Source organism: Enterobacter cloacae complex sp. P13B (assembly GCF_014895915.1).
Lineage (GTDB): Bacteria > Pseudomonadota > Gammaproteobacteria > Enterobacterales > Enterobacteriaceae > Enterobacter > Enterobacter bugandensis.
Genome location: NZ_JADBQN010000041.1, coordinates 26,032 through 44,339 on the forward strand (window position 1 = coordinate 26,032; position 18,308 = coordinate 44,339).

15 protein-coding genes are annotated in these 18,308 nt (G+C 59.4%); 6 read left to right on the forward strand and 9 right to left on the reverse strand.

All coding sequences use genetic code 11. The features are described 5' to 3' along the window. Nucleotides 1-191 precede the first annotated feature (191 nt). The 6 genes from IM273_RS17260 (at nt 192) to dsbG (ending at nt 5,124) form a co-directional block, all read left to right on the forward strand. Complete coding sequence (locus IM273_RS17260) at nt 192-611, forward strand: hypothetical protein (protein ID WP_193051611.1); 420 nt, start codon at nt 192-194, stop codon at nt 609-611. A gap of 5 nt (nt 612-616) precedes the next feature. Then, nucleotides 617-1,177, forward strand: coding sequence for an RNA polymerase sigma factor (locus tag IM273_RS17265; RefSeq protein ID WP_193051620.1), 561 nt, complete (start codon nt 617-619; stop codon nt 1,175-1,177). A gap of 87 nt (nt 1,178-1,264) precedes the next feature. Next, on the forward strand, nt 1,265-1,633 hold the full coding sequence (locus IM273_RS17270; protein WP_193051612.1) for a hypothetical protein: 369 nt from the start codon (nt 1,265-1,267) through the stop codon (nt 1,631-1,633). A 48-nt stretch (nt 1,634-1,681) separates the two neighbouring features. Next, entirely contained in the window at nt 1,682-3,706 is a 2,025-nt protein-coding gene (locus IM273_RS17275; protein ID WP_193051613.1) for a protein-disulfide reductase DsbD, read from the forward strand. Nucleotides 3,707-3,712: 6 nt separating this feature from the next. After that, complete coding sequence (locus IM273_RS17280; RefSeq protein ID WP_063942440.1) at nt 3,713-4,324, forward strand: DsbA family protein; 612 nt, start codon at nt 3,713-3,715, stop codon at nt 4,322-4,324. A 41-nt stretch (nt 4,325-4,365) separates the two neighbouring features. Continuing rightward, nucleotides 4,366-5,124 carry a thiol:disulfide interchange protein DsbG gene (gene dsbG, locus IM273_RS17285; protein ID WP_059357572.1) on the forward strand — a complete coding sequence of 253 codons (759 nt, stop codon included), beginning with the start codon at nt 4,366-4,368 and terminating at the stop codon, nt 5,122-5,124. Between the two features lie 40 nt (nt 5,125-5,164). Here the strand turns inward: dsbG and IM273_RS17290 are convergent, their stop codons facing one another. The 9 genes from IM273_RS17290 to IM273_RS17330 form a co-directional block, all read right to left on the reverse strand. After that, the gene (locus tag IM273_RS17290; RefSeq protein ID WP_028013206.1) at nt 5,165-6,457 is read right to left on the reverse strand and encodes a glycoside hydrolase family 10 protein; all 1,293 of its coding nucleotides are present in this window, start codon (nt 6,455-6,457) and stop codon (nt 5,165-5,167) included. A 7-nt stretch (nt 6,458-6,464) separates the two neighbouring features. Next, nucleotides 6,465-6,752 carry a VF530 family DNA-binding protein gene (locus tag IM273_RS17295; RefSeq protein WP_041909918.1) on the reverse strand — a complete coding sequence of 96 codons (288 nt, stop codon included), beginning with the start codon at nt 6,750-6,752 and terminating at the stop codon, nt 6,465-6,467. A gap of 94 nt (nt 6,753-6,846) precedes the next feature. After that, nucleotides 6,847-9,021: a glycoside hydrolase family 2 TIM barrel-domain containing protein gene (locus tag IM273_RS17300; RefSeq protein ID WP_193051614.1), complete on the reverse strand. Its 2,175-nt coding sequence runs from the start codon at nt 9,019-9,021 to the stop codon at nt 6,847-6,849. Further along, nucleotides 9,018-11,684 carry a response regulator gene (locus IM273_RS17305; RefSeq protein WP_193051615.1) on the reverse strand — a complete coding sequence of 889 codons (2,667 nt, stop codon included), beginning with the start codon at nt 11,682-11,684 and terminating at the stop codon, nt 9,018-9,020. Before IM273_RS17305 ends, IM273_RS17300 begins: the two co-directional genes overlap by 4 nt. An 11-nt stretch (nt 11,685-11,695) precedes the next feature. Continuing rightward, nucleotides 11,696-12,121, reverse strand: a complete 426-nt coding sequence (locus tag IM273_RS17310; RefSeq protein WP_028013202.1) for a hypothetical protein — start codon at nt 12,119-12,121, stop codon at nt 11,696-11,698. Next, nucleotides 12,118-13,512 carry a DUF3131 domain-containing protein gene (locus tag IM273_RS17315; protein WP_193051616.1) on the reverse strand — a complete coding sequence of 465 codons (1,395 nt, stop codon included), beginning with the start codon at nt 13,510-13,512 and terminating at the stop codon, nt 12,118-12,120. The genes IM273_RS17310 and IM273_RS17315 overlap by 4 nt, the downstream gene beginning before the upstream one ends. Next, nucleotides 13,497-15,044 (reverse strand): DUF3131 domain-containing protein, encoded by a 1,548-nt coding sequence (locus IM273_RS17320; RefSeq protein ID WP_193051617.1) that lies wholly within the window; start codon nt 15,042-15,044, stop codon nt 13,497-13,499. The genes IM273_RS17315 and IM273_RS17320 overlap by 16 nt, the downstream gene beginning before the upstream one ends. After that, nucleotides 15,041-16,360, reverse strand: coding sequence for a DUF3131 domain-containing protein (locus tag IM273_RS17325; RefSeq protein WP_193051618.1), 1,320 nt, complete (start codon nt 16,358-16,360; stop codon nt 15,041-15,043). The genes IM273_RS17320 and IM273_RS17325 overlap by 4 nt, the downstream gene beginning before the upstream one ends. Then, nucleotides 16,357-18,174: a glycosyltransferase gene (locus IM273_RS17330; RefSeq protein WP_193051619.1), complete on the reverse strand. Its 1,818-nt coding sequence runs from the start codon at nt 18,172-18,174 to the stop codon at nt 16,357-16,359. Before IM273_RS17330 ends, IM273_RS17325 begins: the two co-directional genes overlap by 4 nt. Nucleotides 18,175-18,308: the final 134 nt, after the last annotated feature.

An 18,308-nucleotide genomic window follows, 5' to 3' on the forward strand; every position in this document is an offset into this window, starting at 1 on the left:
GTGCCGGGTGGCGCTAACGCTTACCCGGCCTACGAAACCTGCAGGCCCGTGCAAGCGTCAGCGCGCCGCCGGGCATTAACCGCGAATGTGCGGCCAGAGTAATTATTTAATTCACCCCAGCAATATTTCCCTCCCTCATCCGTCTACTTCATCACAAGCCATAATCAGTTACTGCACACGAGGTAAACACCATGAGAGATTTTGAACTGCACGGCAGAGGTCACGGGCGCGGATTTGGTCGCCACCGTATGGGCAAGGGATTAATCATCGGCGCGGTGATTTTCATCGCGCTCGGCCTGCTGGTGATGTCCCTGTGGAATGCCTTGCTCCCCGCGATCCTGGGCGTGAAGGCCATCGGATTCTGGCAGGCGCTGGGCATTCTGGTGCTGAGCCGCATTCTGTTCGGCGGGTTAGGTTTCCGCCCGGGGATGTTTGGCGCGCACCGCCGGATGCACGAGCGCTGGATGAACATGACGCCCGAGCAGCGCGAGGCGTTTATTCAGCAGCGTCGCGAAGGCTTTGGTCGTCACGGTCGCGGTCACTGCGGCTGGCACGGCCATCGTGACGATAAGCGCGATGACGCCGCGCCCAAAACCCCGGAAGCAGAGTGAGCGAAATGAAAGCCGGGGAGGCGGGCGGATCCATGCTGATATCGGCGCTCAACGCCTGCCGCGCCCGGCTGAAAGCCTTCATTCGCGGACGGACGTCCGTTCGCGATGATGCCGACGACATTTTGCAGGAAGTCACGTATCAGCTGATGAAAGTGGAGCAGCCGGTCGAAAACGTCGCGGCCTGGCTGTTCCGCGCGGCGCGTAACGAGATGACAGACCGGGCGCGCAAAAAGCGCGAGGTGCCGCTCTCCGGCTATTTTACGGGCGAAGACGAAGAGAGTTTTCCCGAGGACGAGCTGGCCGAAACCCTGTTCGGCGTACCGCAAACGCCGGAGGAGGAGTATCTCAAAACGCTGCTGTGGGAAGAGCTGGGGCAGGCGCTGTCAGAACTCCCGCCACCGCAGCGCGAAGTGTTTGAAAAGACCGAGCTGCACGGCTACAGCATTAAAATGCTGGCAGAGGAGACGGGGGCCAGCGAGCAGGCGCTTCTATCCCGCAAGCACAAGGCGGTGCTGTTTCTGCGCACGCGGCTGCGGGATATCTACGACGCGCTGACGGGTGAATAGCGGCGACAGACAAAACCTTACACTTCCGGCACTTGTAGATTCATCACTATCGTTTATGATCGGGGCATCTTGTTACTCTGGAATATTATGCGCAACCGTCAGCTCCTCGGAAAATGGCTTCTGATCATCACCTGTCTCGCGATGGCGATTTGCCTCGTGCAGCGTGCGGTGATGCTCAACCATTTTTTACAGGGACTGGATCCGCAGATTTCACTGAGTGCAGATGCCCCAACCCAAAGCAGCACCGAGCAGTCCGGGCCATCGCCCTGCCAGCTGGGCGCCCAGTCGCTTCTTTGTGCCCAGCCGCTGTTCTTCGACGGCGCGCTGCCGGCTATCATTATCTTCTTCGCGCTGTTACAGCTGCTGACGCAAGGGCGGGCATTCGCTCCCGCGGAACAGCCGGTTCAGGCACCGCCTCTCCGAATACACCTTAAAAACTGCGTTTTCCGTGAATGAAAATCATCGTCACCACACGATAATTTTTCACTGTTCACGGAGTAATACATGGTTAACCTCTTCAGGGGATTCGTCTTCCTGTGGCTGTCCTGCATCGGCATTGCCCATGCGGCAGACACCGGCTGGCAGGTCTCCCCACAAAACGATCACGCCCGCATCCGCTTTCAGGCGGAAAGGGAACAAACGCACGTTAAAGGCCTGCTCACCGTTGAGCTAAAGCCCGGCTGGAAAACCTACTGGCGATCGCCGGGCGAGGGCGGCGTCGCGCCAAAAATCAGCTGGCCGGAAGGCGTAACGGATAGCTGGTCCTGGCCGGTACCCTCGCGCTTCGATATCTCCGGCATGACCACGCAGGGATATCACGATAAGGTCACGATTCCGATCGTTCTCGACGGGGTGAAGAGCGACGCGCTCAATGGAACGCTCACGCTCTCCACCTGCAGCAACGTCTGCCTGCTGACGGACTACCCGCTGCATCTCGATTTTACCCAGCCGGTGGATGAGGGCTTCCGTAGCGAGTTCGAACAAGCGATGCGCGCCGTGCCCGGTACGTCAGGCGTATCCGCAGATCTTTCCGCATGGCTCTCTGGTGACAAGCTGGTGATTACCGGCACGACGGACGGGAAGTGGGACAATCCGGGGATCTACTTTGACCCGCTGGAGGGTGACATTCTGCCAGGCGAGCCGGCCATTAAGCACGACGGCAACATGCTTCGGGTGACGGTACCCGTGACCGACGAATGGGGCGATAAACCCGCCTCGCTAGAAGGCAAGAGGCTGTCATTTGTGCTGACCAATGGCGGTAACGCGCAGCAAACCACCATGACCGTTGGGGCAACTCCCGCAGAGTCTTCCGCGCCTGAAGGAACGGGTAAAATGGTGCTTTTTGCCCTGCTGGGCGGATTGATCCTGAACCTGATGCCCTGCGTGCTGCCGGTAATGGGCATGAAGCTTAACAGCATCCTGCAGGCGGGATCGGACAGGCGCGCCATCAGGCTACGCTTCCTGGCCACCAGCGCCGGGATCCTCACCTCCTTTGCGCTGCTGGCCGCGATGGTGACCGCGCTTAAACTGACCGGGGCGTCGCTGGGGTGGGGCATTCAGTTCCAGAACCCGTGGTTTATCGGCCTGATGGTCGCCGTCACCTTCCTGTTTGCGCTGAACCTGTTTGGGGCGTTTGAGATGCTGCTCCCTTCTGCCGCCACCGGGCGGCTGGCAACGGCAGGCGGCAGAGGGCTTGGCGGCAGTTTCTGCGAAGGGATGTTCGCCACGCTGCTTGCCACGCCGTGCTCCGCGCCGTTCCTCGGCACGGCGGTTGCCTTTGCCCTTGGCGCGCCGCTGCACGCCCTGTGGCTTATCTTCCTGATGCTGGGCGTGGGCATGAGCCTGCCGTGGCTGTTTGTGGCCCTGGTGCCGAAAACGGCCATGCTGCTGCCAAAACCCGGCCGCTGGATGAACACGCTCAAAACGATCCTGGGCCTGATGATGCTGGCCTCCAGCCTCTGGCTGGTTACGCTGCTGAGCCTGCATCTGGGCGAGGCGGTCAGCCAGGTCGTGATGTTGGTGCTGATCGTTATCGCGCTGGCGCTGTTCGCGAAGAAGGGGCAAACCTCCTCGCCGTTATTCTGGGTCGTGGTCATCGCGCTGTCGGTGTTCGGCGGGTATCAGCTGCGCGGGTTGCTCAACTCACCGTCTGACGCCACCACGCAAAGCGTCGCACAGACCATCCCGTGGCAGCCGCTCAGCGAGGAGGCCATTGAGCAGGCGCTGGCGCAGGGGAAACGGGTGTTTGTGGATATCTCGGCGGACTGGTGCGTGACCTGCAAAGTTAACGAGCACCGGGTACTGCGTCAGCCGGACGTTATTGCCGCGCTGAGTCAGCCGGACGTGGTGGCCCTGCGCGGAGACTGGAGCCAGCCCTCCGCGCTGATCGCGGAGTTTCTCGCGAAGCGAAACCGCTACGCCATTCCCTTTAATGAGGTCTATGGCCCCGGCACGCCTGAGGGGGACATCCTCTCGCCGCTGCTGGACAAGCGCACCCTGGTCACCACCCTGAATAACGCAAAAGGCTAATTCATTATGAAAAAATTCTTTATTACGCTTATGCTCCTGCTGGCCTCGGCTCAGGTCATGGCAGCCCAGCCGCTGACGCCGGACCAGGAACAGCGTGCGCAGAAGATGATCGCTGATTTTCTGTTTAACGATCCGAACTCCCCGCGCATCGGCGCGAAAAATCCAAAGCTTACCCTGGTGGTGTTTACCGACTATAACTGCCCGTACTGTAAGAAATTCGATCCTTACCTGGAGAAGATCGTCGAAAAACACCCTGATGTGGCGGTGGTCTTTAAGTTTTTACCTTTCCGCTCGGAAAGTTCGCTGACCGCCGCGCGCGACGCGTTAACCGTCTGGCGCGCGCATCCCGAGCAGTTTATGAAATTTAACCATACCCTGATGGCAAAAAAGGGATACCACGATGACGCCAGCATTCAGGAGGCGCAAAAGCGCGCGGGGGTGAGCGTGACCGCGCCGGATGATGAGAGCATGGTGTCGATCAAACGCAGCCTGATCGTCGCGGAAAAAATGGGAATTCAGGGCACGCCCGCCACGCTTATCGGCGAAGGGCTACTGCCCGGCTGGGTTCCTTTTGAACAGTTCGACGAAATGGTCAGTGACGCACTGAAAAACCGCTAACCTGAAGGGGGCGGAATGCCCCCGACAAACCGGAGAGGGAAATGAAAAAATTACTGTTACTTTCGGCGCTGGCGACCTCAGGGCTGGCCCAGGCCGCTGATGCCATACCGGATGTGGTAAAGCAGTTCAGCGAGCAGCAGCAGATCAAAATCATTAAGAAACTGGATGCCCCCGGCGGCGCACCGGCCTGGCTGGGGCAATATCAGGACATGGGCGTGACGCTGTTTTTAACCCCGGACGGCAAGCACGTTATTTCGGGCTATCTGTACGATGACAAAGGAAAAAACCTCAGCGAAGGCTATTTCCAGAAAGAGATCTATGCTCCGATGGGACGCGAGATGTGGAAGAACCTCAACGCGGCGCATCCCCTGAAGGAAGGGGCAGATAACGCCCCGCGTAAGGTCTTTGTCTTCGCCGATCCGTTCTGCCCGTACTGCAAGCAGTTCTGGGCCGAAGCGCAGCCGTGGGTGAAGGCGGGCAAGGTTCAGCTCAACACGCTGCTGGTGGCGTTTCTTAACCCCAACAGCGGACGTAACGCCTCTGCGATCCTGAATGCGAAAGATCCGGTTTCGGCCTGGCGCGAATACGAGCTTTCTGGTGGGAAAAAATTGCCAAAACCTGAAGGGGACGCTTCCCGCGAAACGGTAGCGATCCTGCAAAAACATCAGGCGCTGATGGACAGCCTGGGCGCAAACGCCACGCCGGCCATTTACTATCTGAATGCGGAAAATGAGCTGCAGCAGGTGGTCGGTATGCCGGACGCGCAGCAGCTTGAGGCAATGTTCGGGCCGAAGCCGTAAAAAATCAGGCAGAAACGGGGTGTTTCTGCCTGATAGTCACTTAACTACCCCAGCGTCCTTTGAGGTAGTTCACCGCCTGCTGGGTCTGCGGCTGGTTCAGGTAATCTTCCCGGAACAGGATGGTGCCGTTCACGTTGGGCAGCGAATCGTTAAGGTCGAGCTGTTTTTTCAGCTCCGGCACGCCGCCCTGTACCGTCCAGTCCGGCTCATTTTTCGACGGTTCGCCCACTTTGTAAAACGCGATACCGATATACAGGCGGGTGTGGGTCGGCTTGACGACGTCGGCCCACCATTTGGTCAGCACGTCGTAGCGCGCGGCGTCCCGGGAGAAGGGCCAGTATATCTGCGGGGCAATGTAGTCCAGCAGGCCCTGCTGCACCCACTGCCGCGTATCGGCGTAGGATTCATCGTAGGCCGCGGCGCCGCGCGTGTCCGAACCCGCCGGGTCAAAGGAGCGGTTTCGCCACACGCCCGCCGGGCTGACGCCAAACTCCACGTTGGGCCTGGTCTGCTTGATCGCGCGGGACACCTGCACGATCAGCTGCTGCGTATTGTGTCTGCGCCAGTCGGCTTTTGAGGCAAATCCCTGGCCGTACTGCCGCCAGGTTTGCGCGTCGTTGAGCGCGGATCCCGGCGACTCGGCATAGAAGTAATCATCAAACTGCACGCCGTCTACCGGGTAGTTCGCCACCACTTCGGTCACCACTTTGGTTATCCAGTCGCGCACTTCGGGAATGCCCGGATCGAGAACAAAACGATCGCCGGAGACGCGTACCCATTCCGGGTGCTGAACATAGACGCTGGACGGGGTCAGATATGAAGTCCGGTTCAGGGCGGCGATGGTTGAGGGCTTAGTATTGGTCGACACGCGGTAAGGGTTGAACCAGGCATGAACCTTCATGCCGCGCTTGTGCGCTTCATCCAGCATAAACTGCAGCGGGTCGTAACCCGGATATTCGCCGATGTTGCCCGTCAGCATATCTGACCACGGTAGAATTTTTGATGACCAGAGCGCGGTGCTGTCCGGCTTCACCTGGAAAAATACGGTGTTAATCCCGAGGCGCTTAAGGTTGTCGAGCTTGCCGATCAGCGCCTGCTTTTGCATGGTGATGCGCTGGTCGGCGCTGCGGCCGTTCACCGAGGCCACCGGCGGCCAGTCGAGACGAGAGACGGTCGCCAGCCAGACCCCGCGCATCGGCTCGTTTGCCTGCTGCGTCGGTTTGCTGGCGGTGGGAAGAGGGGTAACCAGTGATTTAGGTGGTTTTGAGGAGCAGCTTACAAGTAAAAGCGCGCAGGCAGCCAGCGCACCGATCCGTTTTACGTGTCGCGTCATTTGCGTATTAGCTCTTGATAATCCGACTGTTAGCCCAGGGATTAAAGGCGGGCGCCGCCTGTTCTGCGCTTTCCTCATCGTTGAGGGAATCCAGATACAGGGCTTCCACTTCCGCGCGCGCCCACGGGGTACGGCGCAGGAATTTCAGGCTCGATTTAACGCTGGGATCTTTTCTGAAACAGTTAATTTTGATGCGGTCGCCCAATTCGCTCCAGCCATACTTCGCCACCAGGGCGTTGACCATCATCTCCAGCGTTACGCCATGTAAAGGATCTTTGGAAATGTGTGCAGTCATAGGCGTCCGGATGTCTCGATTTTTTGGGGATTGGGGTAAACGCTGAAAGGGTACAAGAAAGCAGGGGAAGCGGCAATTTTCCTTTTCCCCTCGCTCACTTTATGACGGACTCCGTGCGCTGATTTTCACCGACAATTTTTCCCGCGCTGTTTTCAATCGTAAACCGAATCGACACGTCGTCCTGGCCCACGGGCGTAGCCGTCAGCGTTTTGACCATCGTTCCCGAGTCTGCTGCGATCGTCATCGTCGTTGTGCCTTTAGCCAGCACCTTGTCGCGCTGCGTGATACGCCAGGTCAGGCGGCATTCGCTGCACGGTTTCCAGGTGTCGTTGATGGCCCAGAGGCGCACGGTCGCCGCCGCGCCGGATTGCCACTGCGCGGTGACCGGTTCAATGGACGGCAAAACAGGCTGGTACGCGCGCTGGAGCGCGTAAAACCCGGCTTTAGGTTTACGCAGATAGTCCACTACGCCCCAGTTGATGGAGGGCCAGGTTTCCACAAACATAAAGTGGAACAGGGCCGTCACCGGCTGGTATCGCTGTCGGCGATAGCTTTCGGCCGCCGTGGCCACCAGCTGAGACTGGTACGCCTGGGTATTGCGAATCATCGCCTGAATATTCTTCCCGCGCGAAATACCGGCGAACTTAAAGGTCTGGAAGGGCTGAAAATTATGGTATTTCCAGACGGTCCAGCCGGGATCGTCGGCGGCGGTCGTTTTTGGCCAGAGTGACGCCGCCGGGATGATGGTTTTTAGCGTTGACAGGCAGGGAAGCGCCTGCGCGCCGAACTCGGTAATGATCCCCGTTTTGGCTGGGGCAAGCAGGTCGCGCACGGTGCCGAAGTACCAGCCCGCCCAGTAATGCTCCTCAACGGCGGAGAAGCGGTGCACGATGCGGGAGGTATCTTCGGCAAGCGTATCCGCTACACGCTTCGTGAGCTCGCGATTCAGATCTTTATTCCAGTCCGGGAAGCGTTTTTCCATCCACGGCGAATTCCACGGCGGTTCGTTATGCCCGCCCCAGACGATGATGGCGGGCGAATTGCCAAACTGTTCGATCATCTCCCGCGTCTGTCGAACCGCATTTTCCGTGAAAGCCGCACTGTTGTTGTAGCCCCACTGCAGCGGAACATCCTGCCAGATCATCATGCCCATCTCATCGGCCACGTCATACAGCGCACGTCCGGCAACGTGTCCGTGCACGCGTATGGCGTTGGCGTTCATGGCTTCCACCAGACGAAGGTCGCGTCGGTATTTTTTCCGCGTCATGGTGCCGAGCCAGGGGGAACCGATGTAATTACTGCCCTTAATAAAAAGGCGCCTGTCGTTTATGAGCCAGCCCTTATTGTCGGGCTGCTCGACGATTTTGCGCAGCCCGGTGCGGGTTACCGCCGTGTCCATTAAGCCGTTTGCATCTCGCAACGCCACGCGAACGGTATACAGGTGGGGTTTCCCCGTGCCGATCGGCCACCACAGCTTTGCCTTCGGCATGGGCAGCGTCACCTGCACGGAATGGGCACCGCTTTCGAGGGTAACCGGAAAGTCAGCCTGATACGGCCTGCCGCTGAAGTTGGCGGGTGTGGCGGTGAGCCGCACGGTCGCCGGGCCCTGACCGAGCGCGCGGTAGCGAATCTCCGCTTTTAGCGTCGGGCGAGTCAGCCCCTGCGACCAGTCGGGCCGCAGGATGGTCTCATCAAGGGTGGCGCCCCGGCTAAGGTGTAGCCGGACCGGGGCCCAGATGCCGCCCGAGTTAGCGTCCTGTCCTTCCGGCGACCAGGCGCCACCGGGACGCGTGTCATGCTGATTCAGAACCCCCTTCATGACCGTTTTATGCAAAGGCCAGATCTTGTGCGGATCTTCGTAGGGGCTGTCTACCCTGACAATGAGCCGATTGTGACGTTGTAACGCCGGGCTGGCGTCCAGCGAAAAGCGCTGAAAGTAGCCCTCATGCTTGCCCAGCGGCTGGCCGTTCAGGGTCACCTCTGCCAGGTAATCGACGCCGTCAAACACCAGGGTACTCATCACGTCGGGGGGCTGCACGGGCAGGGAAAACGCGTGCTTGTACCACAGCGCGCCCTGATGATCGTACCCGGCGCTGTACCAGTTGGCAGGAACCTGAAGCGGGTGCCAGCCTGATGCGGCAGGATGTGCGCTGTCATTGGCATCCTGAACCTGCCATTCTCCGGCCAGAGACCAACTGACCGGCGCAGAGTTCGCCACCGCGTGGGTGGTCAACAGGGCAACGAGCAGCGTGCAGTTGCGAGCGTTCATTTGTTTACCCCGCGCGCGTTGAGCCACGCCATCAGGCGCAGCGATTCCTGGCGAAGATTTTCTTTCAGGGCCGCAAGCTGGCGCCCATCCAGCGTATGCGCGTCGCTTTCCAGCACCTGCAGCTGCTGTGCGAGCGTGCTGAAGTCCAGGGTGACGGCTTCTCCGCGCAGCTTGTGGGCCGCGCGTCGCAGCGCCTCGCGGTCGTTGCTGTCGATCGCCTGGGTAATGGTCTTGATTGCTTCATTTAGCCCTTCGCCAAACAGGGCCAGCAGCTCCTGCACCAGGGCGGGATCGTCAGCGCACTGCTTCAGCAGGCGTGCTTCATCCGGAAAACCGGAGGCGTCTTCGTGGTGCTGGAGCACGCGGGCAATCTCTTCAGCGAGACGCTCCTGGCTGATGGGTTTGGCAATATAGCCGTCGAACCCCATGTTCAGGCAGCGCTCTTTATCCCCCTGCATGGCGTGTGCGGTCATGGCGACGGTGGGTTGAGGCGGTCCGGGCCGGGACTGCTCTTCTTCACGAAGCAGGCGAATGGCGGTCTCACCGTCCATCTCTGGCATCTGAAGGTCGATCAGTAAAACGTCCCACGCATCCGCGCGCCAGCGTTCCAGCAGCGCGACGCCATTGTCGACGATCTGACAGCTATGGCCGAGCCGCTCGAGCAGGCGCGCGGCGACCTTCTGGTTGACCAGATTATCTTCGGCCAGCAGGATCCGCAGTCCCGTGGCTGCAGGCGAGGCGACAGGCGCGGGCGTGCTTTCACCCACGGGAGCTGGCGAACGTTCAAACGCGGCGGCAATCGCCTGATGTAATTCATCCTGGGCGATAGGCTTATGCAGATAGGTTTTGATCCCGATCCGCTTCAGCATATTGATATCAAAATGTCGGCTCATGGAGCTCAGCATGATGATATGGCTTTCAGCAACCTGTGGCAGAACCGAAAGCTCAAGGGCCAGAGACACGCCGTCCATATCCGGCATCTGTGCGTCCAGCAGGATCAGGGGCCACGCCGTTCCCGTTCTAACCCGGTCAATGGCCTCGCTGGCGTTGTTAACGCAGGTGGGTTTCAGTCCCATCTGGCTGAGCATCGCGGCCAGCAGCCGCAGGTTGGTCGCGTTATCATCAACCACCAGCACGGGTTCACCGTTAAAGCGCTGGCTATGTGGGCGCTCTCCGGGCGCAAGGGTCTGCGCCGCCAGGGGCAGCGAGAACGAAAATTCGCTTCCTTTTCCCGGCTCGCTGGAGACCGTTAATTCGCCCCCCATGGCCGCAACCAGTCTTGCCGAGATGGTTAGCCCGAGCCCCGTACCGCCGTAGCGGCGGGTGGTTGAGTTGTCCGCCTGGCTGAAGGCTTCAAAAATGGCCTTCTGCTTATCTGCCGGTATGCCAATGCCGCTGTCGCGCACGCGAAAACGCCATCTGCCCGCGCTATCGCCGGGCTCAACCACCAGGATAACTTCTCCCTGATGGGTAAATTTCAGCGCGTTGCCCAGCAGATTGGTCAGGATTTGGCGCAGCCGCGCGCCGTCAACCAGCAGCACGTCGGGAACGTCGGGCGCAATATCAACCAGCAGCTCGATGCCTTTTTCGCTCGCCCCCGGCATGTGCGGACGAATGAGCGACTGAATAAAGGGGCGGACAGGAACGGGTTCCGTCTCCAGCTCCACTTTGCCGGCTTCAATTCGGGAAAAGTCGAGAATATCGTTGATGATATGCAGCAGAGACTGGGCAGAGCTCATCACCAGGGTCAGATAGTCGCGCTGATCGGCGCTCAGAGACGTATCCAGGCACAGCTGGGTCATGCCAATAATGCCGTTCATCGGGGTACGAATTTCATGGCTCATATTCGCCAGGAACGCGCTTTTGGCCTCATTGGCTTTTTGTGCCTCAATGGCCGAGGCGAACGCCTGAATTTCAGCCTCTTTGCGCCGCGTAATATCCTGCAGCGTGCCAATAACGCGCTCTGCGTTTCCCTCAATGGAGAGCGTAACCACCTGGCCGGACAGCAGCATCCAGCGCAGTCCTTCGGTAGGGTGATGCACGCGAATTTCACATTCAAAGACCGGACGATGATCCTGCTTCGAAGCGTGCAGCGCCTTGCGTAGCGCTGCGCGATCGTCCTCGTGGACCTGATTGAGGAGAAAACGCACCGGATATCGCCACTGTGTGCGCGACTGGCCCAGCATGGCAAGCAGGGTATCGTTGACCTGGAGCGTGTCGCTGGAAACCTGCCAGTCCCAGATCCCGATATGAATGGATTCCGCCGTCAGCAGAAAGTCGTCATGCAGCTGGTGGCGCGCGCGCTGCGCTTCATCCAGCTCCGTAACATCGCTGTGCAGGCTGACAATACCACCGTCCGCAAGCCGCTGATGCTGGACGAAGATCCGCCGCTGGCCCGCCTGGCGCACCTCGCAGTGTTTATCCTGCCGACAGTTGCGCACGATCGACTCGCGCAGCGTCTGCCGCAGGCCGGGGTCGACGTTGTAAACGGCATCGATAAAGCGTTCCGCCAGCGCCTCAAGTGTCGTTCCCACCGTCAGCCACGGGGTTATGACCGGATAAAACAGGGCCACGTTGTGATTCCAGGCCTGAAGGCGTTCCTCGCGGTCATAAATCATGACGGCGGCCGGCAGCGCGTTAAGATCGTACGTGAATGAACTCATCGTGATTCCCCCTACGCGCGGTAGTGCAGTTCTGCCTGTCGGCGAAGGTATTCCAGCCCGGGCGCGATCGCCATGGCCCAGGCGGTGAGGATCTCATCGTCGCACTGCGGATCGCGCAGGCTCACCGCATTCAACATCGCTTCGCGCCAAAGGGCAAAAAACCGCGGGGGAAGGTGGAGGCCGTCGTCGCTTTGCTCCCGCGCCAGGCGCTCGAGAAAATCAGGGACGATCAGGGCGCCGTCGACCGCAAGCATGGCGAAGAAGCTTTTAAACAGGGTCTGCTGACCCTCCCGATCCGGCAGACGAGAAAAATGCGCCTCGGTTTCGGGTGACATATGGACGAAGGCGTCATAGAACGTCTGAAAAAACGCGGTTTTTTCATTATTCGGAAAGACGCGGTTCAGGCTTGATTCAAACAGATCGCGATAGAACTTCACGGCGTCCTCCTTATGGTGCTTTCGCCCGGCAGACAGTGCCCGATGGGCGTGTATTGCTCCGCCAGACGGCGTGAGAAGTAGCTCTCTTTCTTCGACCGACGCACGTCAAACAGAGGCCCGGCGTTGTGTTTAAAGAAAAGGGCTTCCAGCACCGTGGCGTTGGTCGAGAGGGTTAAGGCAGCGTTGGTATCGCCCGTGGCTTCCTGACGGCCTTCATACCAGCCTTTCTGCGGATCGTTAAGGTGTTTGGTGACCGTCATCAGCACGTCGGTGTACGGGGTGTCCCACAGGGCCCACAGGGCAAAAACCGCTTTGGTCGATACCTGCGCGAAACGGGTGTAGTCCCGGCCATCGTCTCCGACAGAGTTCCAGGCATAGCCATTTCCCCAGACGGTATCCTGGATATGCCAGGGCGCCTGAGAGAGCGTGAAATCTGCCCTGGCCGTCAGGATTTTATCGGTCTCCCAGCGGGTCTTCTGGCTCAGCCAGACGTTTTCGGCCTGCTTGCGCAGACGCTGTTGCAGATCGGCCGCAACGCCTTCTGGCTCCCAGCCAAACTCCAGGCCCGGCAGCATATAGGGAAGGGTGGTAATCAGAGAGGGCTGCCACGTGGTGCGCGGATCGCGGGCATCGACGGCCAGACGCCGCTGGGCGATGATGACGTGGTGCGCCGGGGGCGTAAACGCTTTAGCCGGGGAAAATCCCCACAGCTGAAACGCCGTCGCGGCATATTCACTTTCGCCTAGCCGCAGTTCCTCCCGCACGACCGGCTGACCGTTTTGCAGGGAAGAGGACCATAGCTCGCCTTCGCTATCGATGACCGGGCAGAAATTCCAGCGCAGGATAATTTTATCCAGGTATTCGCTGTACTGCGGCTCCCGCTCTGCGGTAAGGCGCAGGGCGAGCATCAGACGCGCCATGTCGCGCGCGGACCAGCCGTTTTTGCTGGGCTTGCCGCTAAAGTCGACTGGCGTCGCCGTCTGGCTGGAATAGAGTCGACCCGGCGTCCGGGCATCGGTCAGCATCAGGCGGTTAAGGGTGCCCATGAGGCGGGTTAAGCGAGCGTCATACTCGGCGTCCTCAATCAGTCCCAGCTCTTTTGCCGCCAGCAGGGCGATAAGCGTATCGCCCATTTGCCAGAGCGTGACGCGGGGCTGTTTGTCGCTCCCGTTGACCAGGCCCGTTTGCGGCTGGGTATTATTGACGAAATAGCGCCAGGCGATCGTCGCCCACGTCTGCTCTTCCGGCGTCAGGGCGGCGATACGCGCGCTGGAGTGCCAGCCGCCGTGGATTAGCCAGCGCCAGCCTGCGCCCTGATGGCCAAACAGGGCAAAAATGACCCCGCCTGCAAGGAGTAATCCCGCGAGCCCTCTGGCTAAGGTTTTAAGCATTGCGCAGTCACCGGAGGCAGTTTAACGGGCTCGTCCACGCTGCATGACGCGCACTGACAGGCCTGACAGGCGGGTTTGGTACGCTGCGTGACGCCCGTCCGGTCGCACCAGCTTTTTATGGCCGGTGTGCTGCTAAGGAACGGACGGCTGCGCAGCGCGTTGTTCTCTTCAAACTGATCGAGCAGCTTGCGATCCCACAGCGAGGGGGCAAAATCCTTGCTCTTTGGGTTGTCGGTGTTGAAGGCCAGCAGTTTTCCCTCTTTCTTGAACAGCAGGGCTTCCAGCATGATGCCGTTATTGTTCGCGGTGAACTCTTTGATCGGGCCGTCACCGTTTTCATACAGCCCTTCGTAGTAGCCTTTTCCCTCTTCGTTGGCATTCTCAATGGTATTCAGCAGGCGGTCGGTATAGGGGGAGTTCCACAGCACCCACATGCCCAGCGCCGCCTTCAGCGATATTGCGGCAGCGTTGGGGACGAACTGGCCTTTATCGGTAATGGTGTTCCAGTTGTATCCGTCGCTGAAGACGGTGTCATAGACGAAGTAAGGAGCCTTATCGAGCTGGTGTTCGGAGCGCGCGGTGAGGACGCCGGTAATGGTATAGCGGTTCTCCTGAGCCTGATAAACGCGGTCAGCAAAGTTTTTCATCCACGTCAGGGAGTAGTCGCGCGGGGCGTTATCCCGGTCAGTCGGTTTATCAAAGCCGAACTCCAGCCCGTAGAGCAGGTAGGATTCCGTCACCACGTAGTTATGCTGCGACGTGTTGCGCGGGTCGCGCGTATCGTACGGGACCAGCACGCAGTAGATTTCGGCCAGCTCGTAAGGCTGCGGACGGCTGGCTTTACAGGTATTAAACCCCCAAAGCTGGAACCCGGCCGCGCCGTACTCTTCATAGCCCAGCCGACCTTCCTGAACGTACTTCGGCTGGCCGTTCTCGAGATAGGCCCCGTACAGCGTGCCGCAGGGGTCGATCGCGTGGCTGAAATCCCAGCCGAGCACCACGTTATCAATGCTGTTGCCGTATTCCGGATAGCGCTCTTTGACGATTTTCAGCCAGACCAGCATTCGCCCGATATCCAGCGCCGAGAAGCCAATTTCGCCGGGCTTGTTGGTGTAGTCCACCTTCTGGGCGCTGATGGTGTTATAGGCCTTGTTGGGCAGCTCGTTGCGGAACAGTACCAGGGTGTTTAACGTGGCGAGAAATTTCAGCATCCGGCGGTCAAATTCCGCTTTATCAATGATCCCGAGCTCGCGCGCCGCCGTCAGGGCGGCCAGATAGGAGGCGCTGTCCCACATGGTGGTGGAGGGAAATTTGTTGACCGCATTCACCAGGCCCGTCGTGGGCTGATAGTTGGTGACGAAATACTGCCAGGCGTTTTTCGCGATGATCATCTCTCGGACCGTCAGCTCGCCGCTGCGCGGGGAGTAACCTGATGCAGGAAGCTCGGTGTCCGCACGCACGGTCGATAACGCCAGCCAGCAGATCGTTATTCCCGTGAGCAGGTGGAAAAGGATCGGGGATCGTGGCTTCATGGCGTTGCTCCTGCTGAGGGGGAAGTGTAGAGGCAGGCCAGACAGAGCATCTGACCATGCGCGATGTAAGACAGACTTTCCAGCACAATGGCATTGGTATCGGCGTCCACGACGGCATTGACGCTGTTGTTAAGATTTAATCCGCGCTGCCAGCCTTTACCCGGTACCTGAAGCGGCAGAACCTGCTGGCGCAGCGCTTCGCTCCAGCTGTTGCGGAACAGGGCATACCAGGCAAACGCGGTGCGGGTGGAGGTAATTGCCACTTTCTCCGGCACCTCGTCGCGCAGGTTGCGCGCCTGTACCGGTTGCCTGTCCGGCAGATCGTTGACGTAATCCGGCGCCGGTTCGGCGTAATCCGTGCTGACAGGGGGTTTTGGGCTGCGCAGGCTATGACGCCGCTGCTGGATCTGCATAATCCGCCACGCAATCTCAGCGCTCTGCGCGTCAAAGCCCAGTTCAAGGCCGGTTAACAGGTAGGGGAGACTGATCAGGGAGGTTTGCTTGCCCCAGGGCGTGCGTAGCCCTTCATCCGGCACCATCACGCCGTCCAGATCGATCATCTTTTGCCCTTCAGGCGGGTTGGTTACCGCGAGGCCTGCCGCGCTGTCAATCAGGCGCAGCGTATGGCTGGCATAGAGACGGTAGCCAAAACTGTCCCGCTGTTCATCATCGGTCAGCGTCCAGTGATGGAGCGGCACGGCCGCCTGGCTTTGGACGTTATGTTCAATCAGAGCGCCGGTGTTCCAGAGGCTGAAGAGATCGTGGATAGCCGCCGCGTGCTGAGGATAGCGCCACAGGAGGGTCTGAAGCGCCGTCAGCAGGCGGCTCAGCCCAATTGCCGAGGCGTCGGGTTTGCCGAGGATTTTCAGGGTGTCGGCATGGTAATACGCAGCTGGGAGGCCTCGCTCGTTGAGCGGCAGCTGCCCCAGCGCGAACAGGGCCGTACCGATCCTCTCGTCGAACTCATCGGCGGAAATAATGTTGAGCTGCTCTGCGGCAGCGGTCGCAAACAGGTAGCTTCCCACGCTCCAGAGGCTCAGCCAGGGTTCTCCGTCGCTGGCATTCGGCAGGCCGTTTGGCTGGGTATTATTCACGTAGTATTGCCAGGCGACTCGCGCCCAGATGGCTTCGTCATAGGTCAGGGCGCGTTTCGCAGGCAGCGGCGGGAAGTCTTTGCTGAGCGCGATGCCGCCGCTGCTTTCCACGCGCGTGGGCATCTGTTTCTCCACCCAGACCACAATGGCAAAGCCGAGCAGGAACCCGAGCAAAATGGTGAGGTAGCTGCGCGCGGGCAGCAGGGCATCACGTATCCTCATTGGGTGACCTCATCCTCTTCGGCGGGCGTCCACATGGCCGCGAAAATCAGCGGCAGCATGGCGGCGATGTTCACCCCTCCCCAGAAAATATTGATGACGTAGCCGGAGGGGTCGTCCACCTGTCCACGCGCCACCTGAATACCGCCCCAGATAAGCCCTGCGAGGGTCAGCACCACAATGGCAATCTGCGGCTTCACCAGGTAGAGAAAACGGCCCGTCTGCCGCTCTTTTGGCGTGACGTGAAATTTGATCTGCTCGCCCCGCAGCACGGTATTGAGCGCGCGCAGGTTCATGGAAAAGAAGGAGAGGTAAGAGGCCCTGCCGTCCCAGGCCGAGATCCCCCATGTCCCGAACATAAACGCCAGTTCAGAGAAGATAAAAAAGGGGAGAAAGTGGAGATAGAACGGCGTCGACCATGCGGATACCGGCGGAATGCCGGTGAACAGATAGATAATGGGCGAAATCAAAAATACCGTGTTCCACACGCAGGCCATGTAAGACCAGAAGGTGGTGGCATACATTAGCGTCTGGGGGAGGGAAAGCCGGAAGCGGCGACGGCTGAAGATATTGTCATGGAACAAAATATCCAGCGAGCCGGCGGCGTATTTAAAGCGCTGGATCATCCAGGTCAGCATATCCTGCGGAGAGAGCATCTTCGACTCCACCCGCGGATGCATGACCGAGCGCCAGCGTCGCGCGGCGTCACCGTGCAGCAGCACCGAGGTGTAAATATCTTCGGAGACGTGAAATTTGTAGGGGGTGAACTCGGTGTCAAACGCCACGTGCGGGCGCATCGCCTCCTGCAGCGCTTCGCGGGTTTCTTCATCGCGGATGTCGCGGGTATGGCGATGGATCTCCTCTTCGACGGACCAGACGTAGCTTCTCAGCGCGGCCTGCATGACCGCCTCGCGCCGGTGGATGGAGGCCGCGCCGCAGCAGAAAGCCGCGTTCGCCCAGTTGCGCCGCCGCAGGATCACGTCATAGAACATGCGCGGATCGTTAAAAAACGGGTCGCGGCCTACGGTGACCGGGCCAACGCACTTTTGAATCAGCCAGCCCAGACCGTAGCCCACTTTTCCGGCTTTTCGCTGGCCCCAGCGTGAAAGATTTTCTCCTTCCGGAAGGTCGAAGAACCACTGCGGCGTCTGCACCCAGGCCACGTCCGGATCGCGAAAATAGCCCAGCGTATGGCTGAGCAGGGTGGGAAATACGCGGGTATCGGCGTCGCAGATAACAATGAAATCACCGTCGGTTTGCTCAAGACCGTTGCGCAGGTTGCCGGCCTTAAAGCCGATGTTGGTCTGGCGGCTAATATAGTTAACGCCTTCCTCGTCGCAGACGGCTTTCATCTCCGGGCGGCGGCCGTCATCAAGCACGTGGATCCGGTAGTCAATCGGGTACGGGTAGGCCATCTTCAGGGCGTCGCGAATGGACAGCCTGACCAGCTCGGTGTCTTCCGAGTAGGTGGCAATGAACAAATCCACTTTAACAGGACGAGGTTCTACGGCCTCTTCCGGAAACAGGCATTCGTTGATTTCGCCGGGGGGCGGACACTGGGGGGGATCCTGTTCTTTCCATAAGTTGATGGTAAACAGCACGGTCCCTATCCACGCCAGCGTTTCGGCGAGGACCAGCGGTATGGCATACCATAGTGCGTCAGTATTCAGGGAGGCGGTCCAGCGCCAGTAAATATAATTTGCACCCAGAATAAGCGCCGCGACCGCTAATACCTGCCAGGTCATCATGACCCAACGCGGTGTTGTTAACGGTTCCGGAGGACGACGATGTTCAAAACGGGAAAAATAAAAATCCATAGTTCCGGCGTTCCTGATTCCGTGAAAATGCAGACCCATTCTGCTGCGCAGACAGTTGCCCAAAAGCGAAAGAAAATAGCGAGTAAACAAGATTTAAGATAAGTGTAGAACGCCGAATAAAAGTGTCCAGCGTC